The sequence below is a fragment of the Tersicoccus sp. Bi-70 genome (genome assembly GCF_001968825.1).
Classification (GTDB): domain Bacteria; phylum Actinomycetota; class Actinomycetes; order Actinomycetales; family Micrococcaceae; genus Tersicoccus.
Window position 1 is genome coordinate 289,573 of record NZ_MIEU01000014.1, and the last position, 17,080, is coordinate 306,652.

The following is a 17,080-nucleotide window of genomic DNA, read 5'->3' on the forward strand; positions in this document are numbered from 1 at the left end:
GTTCCTGACCCCTTGACGCGGCACTTGTTTTTTACAAGTATGGCGGTCATCACCTCACCACTCCTGAGGAGCCTCCGATGACTGCCATGTTCGTCAACCTGCCGGTGACCGACCTGGAGCGCGCCAAGGCGTTCTACACGGCGATCGGTTTCACCATCAATCCGCAGTTCAGCGACCACAACGCGGCCTGCGTCGTGGTCGAGGACGGCCACAGTTACTTCATGATCCTGGTGCGCGACTACTTCCAGACCTTCACCGACCTGCCGATCGGCGACCCGGCGGTCAACCCGTCGGTCTCCACCGCGATCTTCCACGACAGCAAGGACGCGGTCGACAAGGCCGTCGCCGACGGCCTCGCCGCGGGCGGCTCCGAGCCGCGCCCCGCCTCCGACTACGGCTTCATGTACCAGCGCCAGCTCACGGATCCGGACGGCAACGTCCTCGAGTTCGGCTGGATGGACCCGGTGGCCGCCGAGCAGGGCCCCGAGGCGTACACCGACCAGCGGGCCTGATGGCGGCACGCGAGTACGGACAGTACTCCGGCGTGACGCGTGCCCTGGAACTGGTCGGCGAGCGCTGGGCGATGCTGATCGTCCGTGACCTGCTCGTCGGGCCACGCCGCTACGGCGAACTCGCCGCGGGTCTGCCCCGGATCCCGACGAACATCCTGGCGGCACGGCTGAAGGAGCTGCAGGCGGCCGGCGTGCTGCGCCGGGCACCGCGCTCCCGCGTCATCGTCTACGAGCTGACGGCGTTCGGACGCGAGCTCGAGCCGGTGGTGCTGGCGCTCGGGGCGTGGGGGTTCAAGGCGATGGGTGAGGCGCGGGAGGAGCAGATCATCACGCCGGATTCGATGACCATCGATCTGCGTACCGCCTTCCGGCCGCAGGTGGCCCTCGCGCTGCCCCCCACCGCCTATGCCGCGCACGTCGGCGAGGCCGAGTTGCTCATCCGGGTGGACGGCACCGCCCTCGACGTCGCGCGGGGGGACGGTCCGGCCGACCTCGCCTTCGCCGCGGGCCCTGCCATCCACCGGCTGATCTCCGGCGAACTCGCGCCGGATCGCGCGATCGACACCGGCGCCGTCGAGGTGCTGCACGGCCGCGGGGACCTCCTCGGCCGGTTCGCGCACACATTCCACCTGGCGGCCTGACCCCGCGCCAGCTCGCCATTGGATGTTCCATCCGCCCACGTATGGCACCTCGACGGGACGAGCTGGCCATGGGGAGGGCCGCCTCAGCTCTGCGGCCAGGCGCCCCGCTCCGCCAGGACCTGCGCCAGCACGTCCGCCCGGTCGCTGACGATGCCGTCGACGCCCGCGTCGAGCAGCCGGCGCATGTCCGCGGCGTGGTCGATCGTCCACACGTGCACCTCCAGGCCCCACCGGTGGGCGAGCGCGATGCTGCGGTCGGTCACGACGGGCAGGGCCGCACCGAGGATCCGCTGCCGCTCGGGTACCTGGAACGCGTCGACGTCGCGCAGCAGCCGCTTGGCGACCGGCGCCAGCACAGGCAGGGCCGACGCGAGCACCCACACGGCCGTGAGCGCGGTGCCCGCGGACGTGGCGACCGGCCGGGTCATCCGGCGCAGCACCGCACGGCGGCGCCGATCGGAGAAGGACGCGACGAGCACCCGGTCGTGGACGCCGAATCGCTCGATGACGTCGGCGAGGGGCGCGACGCCGGCGGCGGTCTTGACGTCGATGTTCAGGCGCAGGCGCGGGAACCGGCCGAGCACCTCGGCCAGGGTCGGGATCGGATCCGTGCCGTCGACGTGCACGGCCCGCACCTGCTCCGCCGTCATCGCCGAGATGCGGCCGGCGGACCCCGTCACCCGGTCCAGGGTGTCGTCGTGGAAGACGAAGAGCTCGCCGTCGGCGCTGGCCTGCACGTCGGTCTCGACCCACCCGCAGCCGAGCTGCACGGCCGCGCCCACGGCGGCCAGGGAGTTCTCCCCGCCGCCCGGTGCGAACCCGCGGTGGGCGAGCCCCTTCGGCCGCGCGATCCCGTCGACGTCGTTGACCAGGTACGACGGCCGCCGGCCGGGCAGGCGGGGCATCAGGCGCGCGCGGGGTCCGGCGTCCCCGAGGCCGGGGCGCCGGGATCGGCGGCATCGGGATCGGTGTCACCATCGGCGGCCAGCACCCGCTCGATCACCTGGGCGACCCCGTCCTCGGCGAAGGGCGGGGCGAGGTTCGCGGTGGCCTCCCGGGCCTCCGGGTGCCCACTGGCCATGGCGTACCCGTGACCGGCCCAGCGCAGCATCTGCCGGTCGTTGGGCATGTCGCCGAACGCGTACACCTCGCTGGCCTCGATGTCGTGGTGCTCGGCGTACCGGGCGAGGGTGACCGCCTTGTTGATGCCGTGCGGCGCCATCTCGACGAGGGCGACGCCGGGGCTCGAGTGGGTGACGGCGACGACGTCGCTGACCAGCTCCCGCACCTGCGCGAGGAACTCGTCCGGCGTCAGCGTCGGGTGCTTGGCGAGGAACTTGACCACCGACTCGTCGTCGGGGATCTCCTCCTCGACGTCGGCGGCGACGCGCGCCCGGCGGGGCAGCACGTCGCTGATCCACTGCGGCTCCAGCTCGGTCAGCTCGATGCTCTCGATGTCGAGGAACCCCGGCTCGACGACGAAACCGGCGATCGACTCGAGGGCGAAGCGGGCATCCGGGAACGCCTGCTCGATCCGCTGCCGCACCTCGAACACGTCGTCCGCGGCGATCGTTGTGCGGGAGAGCACGCGGTGCTGCCCGAGGTCGTACAGGATCGCCCCGTTGGAGCAGATCACCAGGCCCTCGTGTCCGATCTGGTCCACCAGCGGGTCCAGCCAGCGCGGGGGCCGGCCGGTGACGAAGACGATGCCGACACCGGCGGCCCGCGCCGCGTCGAAGGCGGCCACCGTGCGGGCCGTGATCTTCCCGTCGTGGCCGACGATGGTGCCGTCCAGGTCGCTGGCGATCAGCCGCACGGGCGTTACTTCTCCTCGTGGGTGCCGGTGATCCGGGCGCGGCCGATGCTGTGGCTGAACAGGTTGAAGCCGAGGTAGGCGGGGCTGGCGTCGGCGGGGATGTCCAGGTGGTCCACGTCGAGCGCGTGCACGACGACCATGTACCGGTGCGGTCCGTGCCCGGCGGGCGGGGCGGCGCCGACGAAGCCCGGGTAGCCGGCGTCGTTGCGCAGCGCGACGGCGCCCTCGGGCAGCTCGGGCAGCTTGCCCTCCCCGGGGCCGGCGGGCAGCGACGTCGTCGAGACCGGCAGGTTGAACACGGCCAGGTGCCAGAAACCGCTCGCGGTGGGCGCGTCCGGGTCGAACACGGTCACGGCGAAGCTCTCCGTCTCGGACGGGAAGTCGCTCCAGGTCAGCTGCGGGGACTGGTCCTGGCCGCCGGCGATGCCCATGGCACCGCTGCGCTGCGGCGCGTTCAGCGGGGCGCCGTCGGTGATGCTCTCGGACGTCACCGTGAAGGCGGGAACGAAGGGCAGCTCGTCGTACGGGTCGATGGAGGTCATCGTGGTCCTCTCGCGGGATGGGTGTGCTGCGTCCAGCCTACCGACGACGCCGAGCACACCCGGCCCGCCTCGTCCCGCGCGGTCAGTGCCCGCGGGGTACCTCGTGCCGGGTCGGCGGGTTCGCACCGGCCCGGGAGACGGTGACGCCGGCGGCCGCGGTGCAGAACCGGAGGATCTCCCCCAGCTCCTCGACGGTGACGGCGGCGAGCCGGTCCCGCTGCGCGGAGCCGTCCCAGCCGCGGTCCACGACGGAGGAGAGCAGCGCCGCCATGAAGGAGTCGCCCGCCCCCACGGTGTCCACCACGTCCACGCGGGCACCGGGCACCGCCGTCGACCCGGCCCGGCACACCGCCCAGGGTCCGTCCGCGCCACGGGTGACGACGACGATCCCCGGCCCGAGGTCGAGCCACGCGGCGGCCGCCTCCTCGAGCGTGCGGTCCGGGTAGAGCCACGCCAGGTCCTCGTCGGAGGCCTTGACCACGTCGGCCAGGGCGGCGAAGCGCTCGGCCCGCTCCCGCGCGTGGTCCACGTCGGTGATGATGGAGGGCCGGCAGTTCGGGTCGAAGCCGATGGTCGCGGCGGGCCGGGCGTGCTCGACGGCGGCCAGGACCTGCCGGGCCCCGGGGTCGAGCATCGTGGCGATCGAGCCGGTGTGCACCAGCGTGGTGCCGGCCAGCAGCCGCGGCAGCGCGCCGAGGAGCCCGGGCAGCTCCCAGTGCAGGTCGAAGTCGTAGTCCGCGCTGCCGTCGGGCCGGAGCCGGGCGGCCGCGACGCTGGTGCGCCCGGTGTCGGCCGGCCACGGGGTGAGCACCGCGTTGGAGCGCAGGTGCCCCTCGATCAGGTCGCCATAGGGGTCCTGGCCGTAGCGGCCGATGAACTGGGTCGGGTGCCCGAGCCGGGCCAGCCCGACGGCGACGTTCAGTGGGCTGCCGCCGACGTGGGCCCGTTGCGGCTCCCCGGCGCGCTGCACCACGTCGACGAGCGCTTCCCCGATGACTGTCAGCATGCAGCGAACCTACACTGCACGCCAGCTCGTCAATAGATGTCGCATCGGGGCCCTCCGGGAGGGCGGATGCGACATCTGATGACGAGCTGGCGGAAGGAAGGAAGGAGGGCGGGGCTCAGCCGTAGCGCTCGACGAAGCGGCGCAGGATGGCGTGGGAGGCCTCGACGTCGGCCGCGGCGATCTCCGCCTTGAGCTCCTCGGCGGTCTCGGGAGGGAAGTAGCCCTCGTACTTGTAGACCTCGATCCGCTGCGCGAGGGCCGCAGCGTCCAGCTCGGGGTGGAACTGGGTGGCGTAGAGATTCTGCTTGAGCCGGAACATCTGCACCGGGCAGGTGGCCGAGGAGGCGAGCAGGACGGCACCGGGCGGCAGGTCGCGCACCGCCTCCTTGTGCCCGACATAGGCGTCGAAGGCGTCCGGCAGGTCCGCGCAGATCGGGTCGCCGGCCGCCTCCGGCGTCAGCGTCACCCGCACCGCGCTGATCGGCTCCGCCCAGGTCCGGTCGACGACGCCGCCGGTGAACACCCCGAGGGTCCCGACGCCGTAGCAGGCGCCGAGGAAGGGCACATCCTGGGCGACGATCGTGTCGAGCAGCTGCCGCAACCGCGCCTCGACCGCCACCTGGACGGCGGACTTCTCGTCCAGCGGGTCCGAGGAGTTGAAGGGGCTGCCGCCGAGCAGGACACCGGCGTACCGGCCGAGCTCGATGTCGGCGTCGGGGTCGAGCACCAGCCGGATGCGGTCCAGCCGCTCGGGCGGCAGACCCGTGAAGGCGAGGAAGGAGTCCAGCTCCCCGGCCGCAGCCCCGTCGTGGTCGCGGGTGGACAGGAGGAGGAACGGCTTCACCCTGCGATCCTAGTCAGCCGAACACACCGCGGGCCCCGGCCGAGATGGCCGGGGCCCGCGGAGGGAACGCAGGACGTGCTGTCAGCTCTTGACGACCGCTCCGGCCAGCAGGCCGAGGGAGTGCTCCAGCTGGTCCTTGCTCACCAGCGGGAACGAGACCTTCTTCAGCAGTTCCTTGTCGGTGACCTTGCCCCAGTCGTAGGTCAGGGTGACCTCGGTGGCGTCGGCGCCCTGCGCCGCCAGCTCCCACAGCCACTCCCATCCCGGGGGCTCGGTGCCGGCCGGCGCGGTCTTCCAGCCGACCATCTTGTTCTCGTCGTAGGCGGTGACGTGGTTGTCCGTCTGGTACTCCCCGCCCATGTGGTCGCCCTCCATGTTCATGGTGAACACGTCGCCGACCTTGCTGATGCGGAAGCTGCGGTCCTCGGACCGGAGGAACCCGGAGCCGTCGAACTCGCGGTGCTTCGCCGGGTTGGTGAGGAGGTTGAAGATGTCACCGGCGGGGGCGTCGATGACGCGGGAGACGACGACGCGGGAGTCGTGGTGACCCGGGTCGTGAGCGTGCTCGCTCGTGTGGTTCGCCATGGCGTGATCCTTTCTCGAGGGACTGCTGCCGTACGTGGCCAGCCTAGCCACCGGGGCGGCGACGAGGCGGTTCGGGGGTCCGGGGGTTCACCCGGGGTGAACGCCGGGGTGGGCGTCCGGCGTCATGCCGGGGTGGGTCCGGAGGACGGCAGGCGCGAGGCCAGGGAGCGGACGTACCCCGCGAATCCGGCCGGCGCTCGTCCGGTGCCGCGGCCCGACGTCGTCACGCGGATCCGGTCGGTCGCGACGACGACGCCGCCGCCCGCCCGCACCCGCCGGGCGAGGCGCACGTCCTCGTGCGCGGCGCCGGCGCCGAAGCCACCGGCCGCCCGGTAGGCCGAGAGCCGGATGCCCAGGTTGGCGCCGTGCACGTACGGGTGGTCCTCGGCGAGGTCGTGCCGGCGGTGCCACGCGGCGAGCTGGGCGGGCGGGGTGTCCGCGGGGTCGGGCTGGACGGTGCCGAGGACGAGGTCGGCGCCGTCGTCGGCGAGCTCGACCAGCACGCTGAGCCAGTCGACCGGCACGCGGCTGTCCGCGTCGGTGCTGGCGACCCAGACCGCCCCGCCGCCGCCGGGATCCGGTCGACCGGGACCGATCCCGTCCACCCCGGCCGTCTCCACCGCGGCGGTCTCCACGCCGGCGGAGCGGGCCGCCCCGACCGTGCCGGAGTCGACAGCGTGCGAGCGCACCCACGGGGCCGCCGCGACCACGTCGGCCGTCGCGTCCGTGCACGCGTCGAGCACCACGGTGACGTCGGCCCGCACGTCCGGGTGGGTGTGGGCGAGATGGTCGAGCGCGAGACGCAGGGCGCTCAGGGCGCCGGGCAGCAACAGCTCCTCGTTGCGGGCGGGGACGACGACGTGCACGGTGTGCAGCGGAGCCGGGCGGCCGACGGCGGGAGCGGCGTCACTCACAGCAGCCCCGACTCCTGCGCCACCGAGCCGACGCCGGGCCGCGCGAGGACCTCGAGGAGCAGGTCCTCCTCGACGTGCCGGACGGCGACGGGCAGGCCGAGGCGGCTGCGCAGTCGTTCGTGGACCGGGTCGCCGTCGAGCGCCCAGCCGGTCATCGGGTGCCGCCAGTGGCACAGCAGCACGACGCCGTCCTCGGTCAGGCTCGCCAGGATCCGTTCGGCGAGCAGGTCCAGCCCGCCGGCGGTCAGGTAGTAGCCGACCTCGGAGATCACCACGAGGTCGAACGCGCCGTCGGGCCACTGGGCGGGCACGCGGAGCCGGCGCAGCTCGACCGTGCCACCGTCGTCTGCGGCTTCGGCGGTCTGGCCGGCCTGGACGACGCCGATGCCGGCCTCGGCCAGGGTGGACGCCGCGGCGGTCAGCGCGGCGGGACTGACGTCGGTGGCGACCAGCGTCTCGCAGCGGGGCGCGAGCTCGGCGGTCAGCACCCCGATCGAGCACCCGATCTCGAGGCCCCGGCGGAACCGCTCACGTGGCAGGGCGGCGACGGTGAGCGCCCGCTTGCGCCGCTCGTACCAGCGGTCCCGGAAGCCCCACGGGTCGGCGCCGTCGGCGTGCAGCCGCTCGAAGATGCCGGCGAAGCGCTCGGCGTCGAGGAACGTCTCGAACGATCGCTCGAACCGCGCCACCATGCCCGGCAGCAGGATCGGCTCGTCGCCCGGAGCCGGGGACAGCGGACCCACCTGGGTGGTGTGCTCGGCGAGCGCCGCGGTCTTCGCGTCCCGTTCGGCGTCGGTCAGGTCCAGGCGGACGGCGCCGTCCCACGGGAGGTCGGCGTCCTGCGCCCACACCCAGGCCCAGACCGGGTACTCGAGCAGCCGGGCGGCCGTACCGGTGACGGCGGCGGCCGCAGCCCGGCCGGCGGCGTCGTGGTCGGTGTGCCCGTCCAGGTGCCAGGGCGCGACCAGCACGGTGCCGGCGTCCCCGAGCCGGGCGTGCAGATCCGCGGTGACGGCGTCCTCGTGGGCGGCGAGCCGGCCGTCGGGAAGACCGAGCAGGACGACGTCGGCGTCGGGGTGCAGGCGGGCGACGGCGGCCCGGATCTCGTGCTCGCGCAGGGCCGCCAGCCGCTCCGGGGTGTGCGTCGGCGAGTCCGGGTGGGACGCCTCGCCCTGGGTCGCGACGACGACGGTCACGGCCGCGCCCGTCGCACCCGCACGGGCGATCAGGCCGCCGGCGCCGAGCGTCTCGTCGTCCGGGTGGGCGGCGAGGACGATCAGGTGACGCAGGGCCACCCCGTCCCGGTCGGCCAGCTCGGCGGCGGGCAGACTCGCCAGCGGGGAGGCGGCCCAGGACTGCTCGCTGCGGCCCTCGTCGGTGTGCGTGAAACGGGCGGTCACCAGGCCAGCTCCTCGGTGTCGATGCCGGTTGCGGTGTCGTCGGTCAGCAGCGCGCCGCCGAGCGCGGCACGGTCCCGTTCGGCGTGCTCCTGGCGCAGATAGAGCTGCAGGTCGGCGACCCGCTGCGCGTGGGCGGTGTCGAAGGCGAGGGGCGCCGGGCCGGTGCCGTGACCGACGGCCCGCAGGACGGTCTCGGCGGCGTCGGCGACGACGGCCCGCACCCGCAGCGCGAGGATCCCACCGGCCGCCCCGGTGGCCCGGCCGTCGTCGACCCGGGCCGCCGCGTCCGCGAGCGCGATCCGGGCGGTGTGCAGGGCGACGTCGACCTCGCCGAGCAGCATCCGGCCGATCTGGTCCAGTCCGTCGCCGCGCTGCCGGGCCTGCTGCCCGAGCAGCCGGGCGACGCCGACCGCACCGCCGTACCAGCAGGCGGCGACGCCGATGCCGCCCCACGCGAAGCCGGGCCGGCGCAGATACCAGGCGGGGCCACCGACGGGCACGGCGGGCACCCCGTCCAGGTGCACCGGCCCGCTCGGGACGCCCGGCAGTCCGAGGCCGGACCACACGGCGTCCGGGACGGTCACCCCGGGGTGGCGCAGGTCGACGGCGAAGGCCTGTCGGGTCTGCGCACCATCGGAATCACTCTCGGGCAGGTGGGCGGTGATGACCGCGTGGCTGAGGCTGCCCGCCAGCGAGCACCACGGCTTGCCGCCGCTCAGCAGGAAGGTCGGCCGGCCGGCGTCACCGGTGCCCGCCGACCGCGCCTCGAGCAGCAGGCCCTGGCCCTCGGCGGCGAAGACGCCCCACGTGCTGTCCGGCCCGGCACCGACGTCCGCGGTGCGCTCACGCTCCTCCGGCGGCAGCTGGGCGAGGATGCCCAGCGCGTCCAGGTGCGGTTCGACGGTGCGGGCGACGCCCAGATCCCGGGCGGCGACGTCGGCCAGGGTGTCCCACAGCAGCGCGGTGCGTCCCGACCCGGGAGTGGGCAGCACCGCGCCGAGGCGGAGCGCCAGGCGCAGTGCCGCCGTGGTCGAGGTCCCGGCACCGGCCGCGAACGCCTCGTCGACCAGGGCCGACGGCGAGACCTCCGGCTGCGGGTCCGAGGCCCGGTCCGAGCCGGAAATCGTCCCCCCGGCGGTGTTCCCGGCCCGCTGACCAGCGCGTTCACTCGACATTCGGTCAGTCTACTGATATTCCGGGACACGGACGGATGCCTTTGCATCCATCTGTGAGCTGCGACACAATGTCGAATCGGCCCCTCCGGCGCACGGATCGGCGGGCCCGTCGCACCGACCCCCGTTCGCGCCCATCCCGCGAGCGGCAGAAACGGAGTCCCCTTGAGTGTCCTGAGCGTGCTCGACCGCTCCCGCACCATCGCCGGAGCCGGTTTCAACCGCTGGTTGATCCCGCCGGCCGCCCTCGCCGTCCACCTCTGCATCGGGCAGGTGTACGCGACGAGCGTCTACAAGACCGCCCTCGTGCAGCACTTCGGCACCAGCCAGACGGCGATCGGCGGCATCTTCTCCGTCGCGATCGTCATGCTCGGCCTGTCCGCGGCGATCTTCGGCACCTGGGTCGACACCAACGGGCCCCGCAAGGCCATGGTCGCCTCCGCCACCTGCTGGGTGACCGGCTTCATCGTCGGTTCCCTCGGCATCTTCACCGGCCAGCTGTGGCTGCTGTACCTGGGCTACGGCGTGATCGGCGGCGTCGGCCTGGGCATCGGGTACATCTCCCCCGTCTCCACCCTGATCAAGTGGTTCCCCGACCGGCCCGGCCTCGCGACCGGCATGGCGATCATGGGCTTCGGCGGCGGCGCGCTGATCGCCAGCCCGCTCTCGACGGCCCTGCTCAAGCTCTACGACCCGGCCGCCGGTTCCGGCACGCCGAGCGGCGACGCCGTGGGCAAGCTGTTCCTCACCTTCGCCGTCCTGCACCTGGCGTACATGCTGTTCGGCGCGTTCACCATCCGCGTCCCCGCGGACGGCTGGCGGCCCGACGGCTTCGACCCGTCCACCGTGAAGGCCAAGGCGCTCGTGACCGACGCCAACGTCTCCGCGAACAACGCCATCCGCACCCGCCCGTTCTGGCTGCTGTGGATCGTGCTCTTCTGCAACGTGACCGCCGGCATCGGCATCCTCGAGCAGGCCGCGCCGATGATCCAGGACTTCTTCCGCCAGTCCGACGGGCACTCGCTGGTCTCCGCGGCCGTCGCGGGCGGCTTCGTCGGCCTGCTCTCGATCGGCAACATGGCCGGGCGTTTCGTGTGGTCCACGACGTCGGACTACATCGGCCGCAAGCGGATCTACCTGGTCTACCTGGGCGTGGGCGCCGTGCTCTACCTGGTGCTGGCGACGGTGGGCTCGGCCGCGACCCTGCTGTTCGTGCTGCTCGCCTTCCTGATCCTCTCGTTCTACGGCGGCGGTTTCGCGACCGCTCCGGCATACCTGCGGGACCTGTTCGGCACGTACCAGGTGGGCGCCATCCACGGCCGGCTGCTGACCGCCTGGTCCGCGGCGGGTGTCGCGGGACCGCTGATCGTCAACGGTGTCCTGGACGCCCGCGGCAAGCCCGGCACGCTCGACGCCGGCGCCTACCACCCGGCCCTGTTCACCATGGTGGCGCTGCTCGTCGTCGGCCTGATCGCCAACCTGCTGATCCGCCCGGTCGATTCCCGGTACCACGAGCCCCGCAAGGACGGCGGCCGCACGGCCGGGACCGCGGGCACCGGCGGTCGGTCCGCCGTCTCCGGGACGACCCGGGGCCGTGACCAGGCCGCCCCCACCACCCGCACCGCCACCGAGGAGGCCTGACATGCGCGCACGCGTCGCGATCGGCTGGACCATCGTCGCCGTTCCCCTGATCTACGGCATCGTCAACACCCTCGCCCGGGCCGGGGACCTCTTCCGCTGAGGTCACCCGACCCGGCACGATCGATCGACCGGGTGGTCCGGATCAGTCCGTGACCACCCGGTCGATCCGTGTGTAGAGGTTGACGGAGCGGCCCCGGCTGAACCCGGCGAGGGTGATCCCGGCCTCCTCGGCCAGCTCGACGGCCAGCGACGACGGCGCCGAGACGGCCGCGAGCGCCGGGATGCCGGCCAGGTGCGCCTTCTGCACCAGCTCGAACGACGCGCGGCCGGAGACCTGCAGCACGGTGCCGCGGGCCGGTAGGAGGCCCTGGCGCAGCGCCCAGCCGACCACCTTGTCCACGGCGTTGTGCCGGCCCACGTCCTCCCGCAGGCACAGCAGCTCCGGGCCGTCCGGTCCGAGCGTGAAGAGGCCGGCCGCGTGCACGCCCCCGGTGCTGGAGAACAGGGACTGCTCCGCCCGCAGCGCGTCCGGCAGGGCAAGCAACTGCGCCGCGGTGATCCGCAGCCGGTCGCCCGAGACGTCGAACGAACTCGCCTTCGTCACCGCGTCGATGGACGCCGTCCCGCAGATGCCGCACGAGGACGACGTGTACACGTGCCGCTCGGCGCTGGTGTCCGGCAGGGCGACGCCGGGCGCGAGGCCCACCTCGACGATGTTGTAGCTCGCGTGACCGTCCGCGTCGACGCCGGGACCGTAGCGCAGCGTCTCGATCTGATCCATCCGGCTGATCACGCCCTCGGAGACGAGGAAGCCGGCGGCCAGGTCGAAGTCGTCGCCGGGCGTGCGCATGGTGACGGTGAAGGGGCGGCCGTTCAGGCGCAGCTCCAGGGGCTCCTCACCGGCGATGGTGTCCGCGCGGGCATCCACGTCCACCGCGCCGTCGTCCTGGACCCGCAGGCGTGTGACCCGCCGTCGCCGGCTCGCTCGCACCATGTCCCCGCCTCCCACACCGCCGTCCCGGTGACGCCGCCCACGCCCACCCTAGTCAGCACACCGGTCCGGTCGGCACCGCCGCCTAGAGTGGTCTCGAGGCCGTGCTGCCACCGGAAGGCGGTCCGCGCCGAACAGTCATCGACACCACGGATTCCGCCGCGGTGACCGGCTCGACGAGTCGACGGTTCGAGGAAGGGGGACGGCGTGACCTCCACCCAGCTGCGCCTGCCCCGGGCCGCCGCGGTCATCACCGCGATGATGGTCCTCGCCGTCGGTGCCCACGCCCTCGGCGGCGGTGTGCTGCCGCCGGTCCCGATCCTCGTCGCCGTCACCGTCGTCGCCCTGATCCCCGCGACGCTGCTGGCCGGCCGGCAACTCACGCTCACGGTCCTCGGCAGCCTGCTGGTGGCGGGTCAGTTCGTCCTGCACCTCGTGTTCACGCGGCTCGCCGTTCCCGGCGCCGCCGTCCCCACGAACTTCCTGGTCGGGCACGACCACCACGGCGGGCACGACGCCGCCGCATCGGTCGATCTCGCCGGTGCCGGGGACGTCGTGACCGTCTCCCCGTCGGTGCCCATGATGCTGCTGCACCTCGCCGCGACGCTGGCCACCGCCGCGATCCTCGCGCGCGGTGAGGCCGCCCTGATCGCCCTGCTCGGCTGGCTCCGCCCGCTGCTGCAGGTGCCGGCACCCGCTCGCCTGCCCGTGGCCCCGCCCTCGACGGCGCCGCCGGCAGCCCCCGCGCTCCCGCGGCGGGTCGCCCTGCGCCTGCCCGGACGACGCGGGCCGCCGCGCTCCCCCGCTCGCTAGGCCCCCTTCTTCCTCGCCGCCGTCGACCGTGCCCGCGGGTGCCGTCGACCGTTCGTCCGCCGAGCCCGCCTCCGTGGCTCGTCCTTTCCCCACCGCGCAGTCTGCTGACGGCATCCTGCGGTGTGGCACCGGAACGGACACATTGCGGCCCCCTGAGCGCGCGCTGCCGCGCGCCTGCCCGAAAGGTTCTCCCATGCATTCCTCCCTCCGGCGTGCCCTGACCGCCACGACGGTCACCGCCGCGACCACCGGCCTGCTCCTGCTGGGCGCCGGCACCGCCAGCGCCCACGTCCGCGTCGTTCCCGACACGACGTCGGCGGGCGGCTACGCCAAGCTCACCTTCAATGTCCCGAACGAGGAGGCGAAAGCCGAGACGTCGAAGATCGAGGTCGCCCTGCCCACCGCCACCCCGTTCACCTCCGTCTCCGTCCGGCCGATCGAGGGCTGGACGGCGAAGCTGACGACGACGACGCTGCCCCGGTCCGTGGTCGTGGACGGCACCACCGTCACGAAGGCGGTGACCTCCGTGACGTGGACCGCCGACGACGCGGCCCACCGCATCGGCGCCGACGAGTACCAGTCGTTCGCCCTCTCCGTCGGCAAGCTGCCGGCCGAGGGCACGGCGGTCACCCTGCCGACGACGCAGACCTACACGAACGGCCACGTCGTGACGTGGAACCAGCAGGCCCAGGGCGACACCGAGCCGGACAAGCCCGCCCCGGCCTTCACCACCACCGCGACGGCGGACGACCACCACGGCGCGGCCGCGGCGACCAGCGCCGCAGGCGGGGCGGCCGACGCCGAGGCCGCCTCGGTGACCACCGCCACGTCGCCCGCGGCCGGCTGGGGGCTCGGGCTGGGCGCCGCCGGCTTCGTGCTCGGCGCGGCGGCGCTGGCCGTCGCGCTGCTGACCCGGCGTCACGCCCGTCCCGCCGCCGTGCGGGCATCCGCGGGGAAGGAGGCCGGGCGATGAGCCGGCGACCCACCCGACGGTCCTCCGACGGGTCCGGCCGGGTGCCGGTGCGCCGGCTCCGCTCCGCCGGCGTGATCCTGCTGCTGGTGCTCGCCGTTCTCGGGCTGGGCGTGCCGGCCGCGCAGGCGCACGACGAGATCACCGGCACCACCCCGTCGAACGGCGCCACGCTGGCCACCGTGCCGCCGTCGATCACGCTGACGTTCAACGAGACGCCCGAGGCCATCGGCGCCCAGGTGCAGATCGTCGACCCGGCGGGGACCGACCAGGCCGACGGTTCCGTGAGCATCACCGACGCGACGGCCACGCAGAAGATCAAGGTCGGGGCACCGGCGGGTGCCTACACGGTGCACTGGCGCGTCGTCTCGTCCGACTCCCACCCGATCGAGGGGACGTTCACGTTCACCGCGAAGGGCGGCGGCACCGCGTCCACCGGCGCGACGGGCACGTCCGGCGCCTCCTCGGCCGGTGCGGCGCCCGCGCCGTCGGCGGCGGCGTCCTCCTCGGCCGCGACCGCTCCGGCGTCCACCTCGGGCGCCAGCCCGCTGCCGATCATCGTCATCGTCGTCGGCGTGGTGCTCCTGGCCGGCTTCGGGATCTGGATGGTGCTGTCCGGCCGGCGGCGACGTGAGGACAACGCCGAGCAGTAGGCCTCACCCCGACATCGTCGGGACCACTGCACCGGGATCGGGCGGTCGCGCAGCACGCGCGGCCGCCCGGTCTCGTTTCCGCCTGTGTCGAGCCCCTCGACCGGCCGGGGCGGCGGTGCCATGCTGGCTGTGACGCCCGTCCCCGCCGCTCAGGAGCATCGATGGCCTTCCTCGCCGTCCCCGTCGGGTCCGAAGCCGACGCCCTCGCCACCTTCATCGAGCAACAGCTGCACCAGCTGCGCCTGACCGCGCGCGGCCTTCCCGACGAGCTCGCCCGCCGCACCGTGCCGCCGAGCACCCTCTCGATCGCCGGGCTCGTCGCCCACGTTGCGCTGACGACGCACACCTGGCTGGTGCGGGTCCGGGTCGCCCCGGAGCAGGCGTCGACCGTCCGGATGGCGCAGGGGCGCCCGTCCGTGCTCGACGGCGGCTGGTACGCCGGCTCGGAGGTGCCCGACGGTGCGTCGCTGGCGGATCTTCTCGAGGCGTACGACGACATCGCCGCCTGCGTGCGGCCGGTCGTCGAGTCGGTGCCCCTGGACGCCGCCGTGCCGGTCCCGGACGCACCGTGGTTTCCCCGGGATGTCGGTTCCTGGACGGTGCGGTGGGTCTTCATGCACCTGGCCACCGAGGTCGCCCGGCACGCCGGTCACGCGGACCTGATCCGAGAGGCGCTCGACGGGAGGGTCGCGTACGAACTGAACGCCGAGGCCGACGGTCAGCCGTGGGACCCGACGTACGGCGGCCGCGCCGGGTCCTCGGACGGGTCCACCGGCCCGGAGCCGGAGGACAGCACGGCGTGACCGGCGCGGTCCGGCGCGCGGTCAGACCGCGGGGCCAGGCCGGATCCGGTCAGCTGACCGGACGGGCTGAATGCCGGGAGCCGGCGTCAGCGGTCCTCGCCCGGCACGACGTCATCGCCCGGGCCCTCGTCGGAGGCGGGGTCCACATCCGTGTCGGCGGCGGTCCCCTCGCCCGAGGCGGCGGCCACCGTCGCGGTGGCGTCGCCCTCCACCGGGGTCCCGGTGGAAGCATCCGTCTCGGGATCGGCGCCGTCCGCGCCGTCACCCGAACCGTCACCCGACGTGGCGCCGTCGGGTGCATCGGGGTCCAGCGCATCCGCCGGGGCGGGCACGAGCGGCCCCTCGGGACCGCCCGGCGTGGGCTTCTCGTGGTAGTCCTCCGCGGCCAGGTCGGACTCGGACAGGACCGGCTTCTGCTCCGTCATGTCTCCAGTGTGGTGCCCGGCGACCGCCCTGTCAGCCCCCGGAGGGAATGCCCGGCGGCACCGTCCCGTTGCCGCCGGTATGACCGACACCATTGACCTGAAGGATCTCGGCACCGTCCACCGTCTCGGCTTCGGTGCCATGCGCATCGTCGGCGACGGCGTGTGGGGCGAGCCCGCGGACCGCGAGACCGCCCGCACCGTCGTCCGCCGCGCCGTCGAGCTCGGCGTCGACTTCATCGACACGGCCGACTCGTACGGCCCGAACATCAGCGAGGAGATCATCGCCGAGGCGATCCACCCGTACCCGGCGGGCGTAAAGGTGGCCACCAAGGCCGGCTTCGTGCGCACCGGCCCGAACGTGTGGGTCGAAGTGGGCCGCCCCGAGTACCTGCGCCAGCAGGTGGAGCTGAGCCTGCGGAAGCTGCGCGTCGAGAAGCTCGACCTGCTCCAGCTGCACCGCATCGACCCGAAGGTCGAACCCGAGGAGCAGTTCCGCGTCCTCGCCGACCTGCAGCAGGAGGGAAAGATCGGCGCCCTCGGCCTCTCGCAGGTGGGCGTCGACGAGCTGAAGGCCGCCGGGAAGTTCTTCACCGTCTCCACCGTGCAGAACCGCTACAACCTCACCGACCGCAGCTCCGAGGACGTGCTCGAGTACGCGCAGGAGCAGGGCATCGGCTTCATCCCGTGGGCCCCGGTCTCGGCCGGCGACCTCGCGAAGCCGGGCGGACCGGTCGACGAGGCCGCGAAGCGCCTGGACGCCACCCCGTCGCAGGTGGCGCTGGCCTGGCTGCTGCGCCGCTCCCCCGTCATGATGCCGATCCCGGGCACCGGCTCGGTCGAGCACCTCGAGGAGAACATGCGCGCCGCCGACGTCGAGCTCGACGACGACACCTTCGCCGAACTGGACCGCGCCGGCAAGTAACCCCAGCCCCTCCGCCAGCTCGTCAATAGATGCTCCATCGGAGCCCTCGAGGAGCCCAGATGCGACATCTATCTGTGATGTCCAGGGACGTTGTCCCGTTCTAGGGCGGTGAGTGGGGGCTGACAGATGAAGGCCTCCGGATGTGAAGTGGAGCTGTCAAGGAACCACTCTCACGACCCGGAGGCCTTCATGTCCCACGCTAACGCTGTCCTGACCCCGATCACCCGGTTACGGCTCGCCAAACTCGTCGTCGATGAGGGGTGGACGCTGGCCGCGGCGGCGAAGATGTATCTGACCACGCCCGGGACCGCGAAGAAATGGGCGAAGCGGTACCGGGCCGAGGGGCCCGCCGGGATGGCCGACCGCAGCTCCCGGCCCCACCGGTCCCCGACCCGCACCCCGTCCCATCTCGTACGCCGGATCGTCTCCC

General features: G+C 73.5%; 20 protein-coding genes. 9 read left to right on the plus strand and 11 right to left on the minus strand.

Annotated elements, in window-relative coordinates; translation table 11 throughout:
• Positions 1 to 77 precede the first annotated feature (77 nt).
• Positions 78 to 512, plus strand: a complete 435-nt coding sequence (locus BGP79_RS12510; RefSeq protein WP_076695967.1) for a VOC family protein — start codon at positions 78 to 80, stop codon at positions 510 to 512.
• Positions 512 to 1,153 carry a helix-turn-helix domain-containing protein gene (locus tag BGP79_RS12515; RefSeq protein WP_076695969.1) on the plus strand — a complete coding sequence of 214 codons (642 nt, stop codon included), beginning with the start codon at positions 512 to 514 and terminating at the stop codon, positions 1,151 to 1,153. The genes BGP79_RS12510 and BGP79_RS12515 overlap by 1 nt, the downstream gene beginning before the upstream one ends.
• An 83-nt stretch (positions 1,154 to 1,236) precedes the next feature.
• On the opposite strand, the gene BGP79_RS12520 is transcribed toward BGP79_RS12515, so the two are convergent.
• The 9 genes from BGP79_RS12520 to BGP79_RS12560 form a co-directional block, all read right to left on the minus strand.
• Entirely contained in the window at positions 1,237 to 2,058 is an 822-nt protein-coding gene (locus BGP79_RS12520; protein WP_076695971.1) for a glycerophosphodiester phosphodiesterase family protein, read from the minus strand.
• Positions 2,058 to 2,969, minus strand: coding sequence for an HAD family hydrolase (locus BGP79_RS12525; RefSeq protein ID WP_076695972.1), 912 nt, complete (start codon positions 2,967 to 2,969; stop codon positions 2,058 to 2,060). Before BGP79_RS12525 ends, BGP79_RS12520 begins: the two co-directional genes overlap by 1 nt.
• A 5-nt stretch (positions 2,970 to 2,974) precedes the next feature.
• On the minus strand, positions 2,975 to 3,511 hold the full coding sequence (locus tag BGP79_RS12530; protein WP_076695974.1) for a YbhB/YbcL family Raf kinase inhibitor-like protein: 537 nt from the start codon (positions 3,509 to 3,511) through the stop codon (positions 2,975 to 2,977).
• An 82-nt stretch (positions 3,512 to 3,593) separates the two neighbouring features.
• The gene (locus BGP79_RS12535) at positions 3,594 to 4,517 is read right to left on the minus strand and encodes a carbohydrate kinase (RefSeq protein WP_076695976.1); all 924 of its coding nucleotides are present in this window, start codon (positions 4,515 to 4,517) and stop codon (positions 3,594 to 3,596) included.
• Between the two features lie 115 nt (positions 4,518 to 4,632).
• Positions 4,633 to 5,361 carry a glutamine amidotransferase gene (locus BGP79_RS12540; RefSeq protein WP_076695978.1) on the minus strand — a complete coding sequence of 243 codons (729 nt, stop codon included), beginning with the start codon at positions 5,359 to 5,361 and terminating at the stop codon, positions 4,633 to 4,635.
• A gap of 81 nt (positions 5,362 to 5,442) precedes the next feature.
• Positions 5,443 to 5,946, minus strand: coding sequence for an SRPBCC family protein (locus BGP79_RS12545; protein ID WP_076695980.1), 504 nt, complete (start codon positions 5,944 to 5,946; stop codon positions 5,443 to 5,445).
• Positions 5,947 to 6,068: 122 nt separating this feature from the next.
• A complete protein-coding gene (locus BGP79_RS12550) occupies positions 6,069 to 6,860 on the minus strand; it encodes a glycosyltransferase family 2 protein (RefSeq protein WP_233121475.1) in 792 nt (263 codons plus the stop codon).
• Positions 6,857 to 8,260 carry a bifunctional PIG-L family deacetylase/class I SAM-dependent methyltransferase gene (locus BGP79_RS12555; protein WP_233121477.1) on the minus strand — a complete coding sequence of 468 codons (1,404 nt, stop codon included), beginning with the start codon at positions 8,258 to 8,260 and terminating at the stop codon, positions 6,857 to 6,859. The genes BGP79_RS12550 and BGP79_RS12555 overlap by 4 nt, the downstream gene beginning before the upstream one ends.
• A complete protein-coding gene (locus BGP79_RS12560) occupies positions 8,257 to 9,435 on the minus strand; it encodes an acyl-CoA dehydrogenase (RefSeq protein WP_076695981.1) in 1,179 nt (392 codons plus the stop codon). The genes BGP79_RS12555 and BGP79_RS12560 overlap by 4 nt, the downstream gene beginning before the upstream one ends.
• 171 nt (positions 9,436 to 9,606) lie before the next feature.
• On the opposite strand from BGP79_RS12560, the gene BGP79_RS12565 reads away from it, so the two are divergent.
• The gene (locus BGP79_RS12565) at positions 9,607 to 11,073 is read left to right on the plus strand and encodes an OFA family MFS transporter (protein WP_083701902.1); all 1,467 of its coding nucleotides are present in this window, start codon (positions 9,607 to 9,609) and stop codon (positions 11,071 to 11,073) included.
• A gap of 142 nt (positions 11,074 to 11,215) precedes the next feature.
• Here BGP79_RS12565 and fdhD read toward each other — a convergent pair whose 3' ends face one another.
• Positions 11,216 to 12,067, minus strand: coding sequence for a formate dehydrogenase accessory sulfurtransferase FdhD (gene fdhD / locus BGP79_RS12570; RefSeq protein WP_076695983.1), 852 nt, complete (start codon positions 12,065 to 12,067; stop codon positions 11,216 to 11,218).
• Between the two features lie 204 nt (positions 12,068 to 12,271).
• Between fdhD and BGP79_RS12575 the strand changes: the two genes are divergently transcribed.
• From BGP79_RS12575 to BGP79_RS12590, 4 genes are all read left to right on the plus strand, one after another.
• Entirely contained in the window at positions 12,272 to 12,877 is a 606-nt protein-coding gene (locus BGP79_RS12575; RefSeq protein WP_083701883.1) for a hypothetical protein, read from the plus strand.
• Positions 12,878 to 13,070: 193 nt separating this feature from the next.
• Positions 13,071 to 13,850, plus strand: coding sequence for a YcnI family protein (locus BGP79_RS12580; RefSeq protein ID WP_076695985.1), 780 nt, complete (start codon positions 13,071 to 13,073; stop codon positions 13,848 to 13,850).
• Entirely contained in the window at positions 13,847 to 14,500 is a 654-nt protein-coding gene (locus BGP79_RS12585) for a copper resistance CopC family protein (protein ID WP_083701884.1), read from the plus strand. The genes BGP79_RS12580 and BGP79_RS12585 overlap by 4 nt, the downstream gene beginning before the upstream one ends.
• A 161-nt stretch (positions 14,501 to 14,661) precedes the next feature.
• Complete coding sequence (locus BGP79_RS12590; RefSeq protein WP_076695987.1) at positions 14,662 to 15,303, plus strand: DinB family protein; 642 nt, start codon at positions 14,662 to 14,664, stop codon at positions 15,301 to 15,303.
• Positions 15,304 to 15,389: 86 nt separating this feature from the next.
• On the opposite strand, the gene BGP79_RS12595 is transcribed toward BGP79_RS12590, so the two are convergent.
• Entirely contained in the window at positions 15,390 to 15,728 is a 339-nt protein-coding gene (locus BGP79_RS12595) for a hypothetical protein (protein ID WP_076695989.1), read from the minus strand.
• Between the two features lie 79 nt (positions 15,729 to 15,807).
• Here BGP79_RS12595 and BGP79_RS12600 point away from each other — a divergent pair, with 79 nt between their 5' ends.
• On the plus strand, positions 15,808 to 16,650 hold the full coding sequence (locus tag BGP79_RS12600; protein ID WP_076695991.1) for an aldo/keto reductase: 843 nt from the start codon (positions 15,808 to 15,810) through the stop codon (positions 16,648 to 16,650).
• A gap of 189 nt (positions 16,651 to 16,839) precedes the next feature.
• The coding region (locus BGP79_RS12605) for a leucine zipper domain-containing protein (protein WP_143588410.1) at positions 16,840 to 17,080 on the plus strand (241 nt) is incomplete at its 3' end.

What these genes read in the sequence shown, in the direction of transcription:
- BGP79_RS12510 (WP_076695967.1), top strand. Translation starts at nt 78, where the DNA reads ATGACTGCCATGTTCGTCAACCTGCCGGTGACCGACCTGGAGCGCGCC.
- BGP79_RS12515 (WP_076695969.1), top strand. Translation starts at nt 512, where the DNA reads ATGGCGGCACGCGAGTACGGACAGTACTCCGGCGTGACGCGTGCCCTG.
- BGP79_RS12520 (WP_076695971.1), bottom strand. Translation starts at nt 2,058, where the DNA reads ATGCCCCGCCTGCCCGGCCGGCGGCCGTCGTACCTGGTCAACGACGTC.
- BGP79_RS12530 (WP_076695974.1), bottom strand. Translation starts at nt 3,511, where the DNA reads ATGACCTCCATCGACCCGTACGACGAGCTGCCCTTCGTTCCCGCCTTC.
- BGP79_RS12535 (WP_076695976.1), bottom strand. Translation starts at nt 4,517, where the DNA reads ATGCTGACAGTCATCGGGGAAGCGCTCGTCGACGTGGTGCAGCGCGCC.
- BGP79_RS12545 (WP_076695980.1), bottom strand. Translation starts at nt 5,946, where the DNA reads ATGGCGAACCACACGAGCGAGCACGCTCACGACCCGGGTCACCACGAC.
- BGP79_RS12560 (WP_076695981.1), bottom strand. Translation starts at nt 9,435, where the DNA reads ATGTCGAGTGAACGCGCTGGTCAGCGGGCCGGGAACACCGCCGGGGGG.
- fdhD (WP_076695983.1), bottom strand. Translation starts at nt 12,067, where the DNA reads ATGGTGCGAGCGAGCCGGCGACGGCGGGTCACACGCCTGCGGGTCCAG.
- BGP79_RS12580 (WP_076695985.1), top strand. Translation starts at nt 13,071, where the DNA reads ATGCATTCCTCCCTCCGGCGTGCCCTGACCGCCACGACGGTCACCGCC.
- BGP79_RS12585 (WP_083701884.1), top strand. Translation starts at nt 13,847, where the DNA reads ATGAGCCGGCGACCCACCCGACGGTCCTCCGACGGGTCCGGCCGGGTG.
- BGP79_RS12590 (WP_076695987.1), top strand. Translation starts at nt 14,662, where the DNA reads ATGGCCTTCCTCGCCGTCCCCGTCGGGTCCGAAGCCGACGCCCTCGCC.
- BGP79_RS12595 (WP_076695989.1), bottom strand. Translation starts at nt 15,728, where the DNA reads ATGACGGAGCAGAAGCCGGTCCTGTCCGAGTCCGACCTGGCCGCGGAG.
- BGP79_RS12600 (WP_076695991.1), top strand. Translation starts at nt 15,808, where the DNA reads ATGACCGACACCATTGACCTGAAGGATCTCGGCACCGTCCACCGTCTC.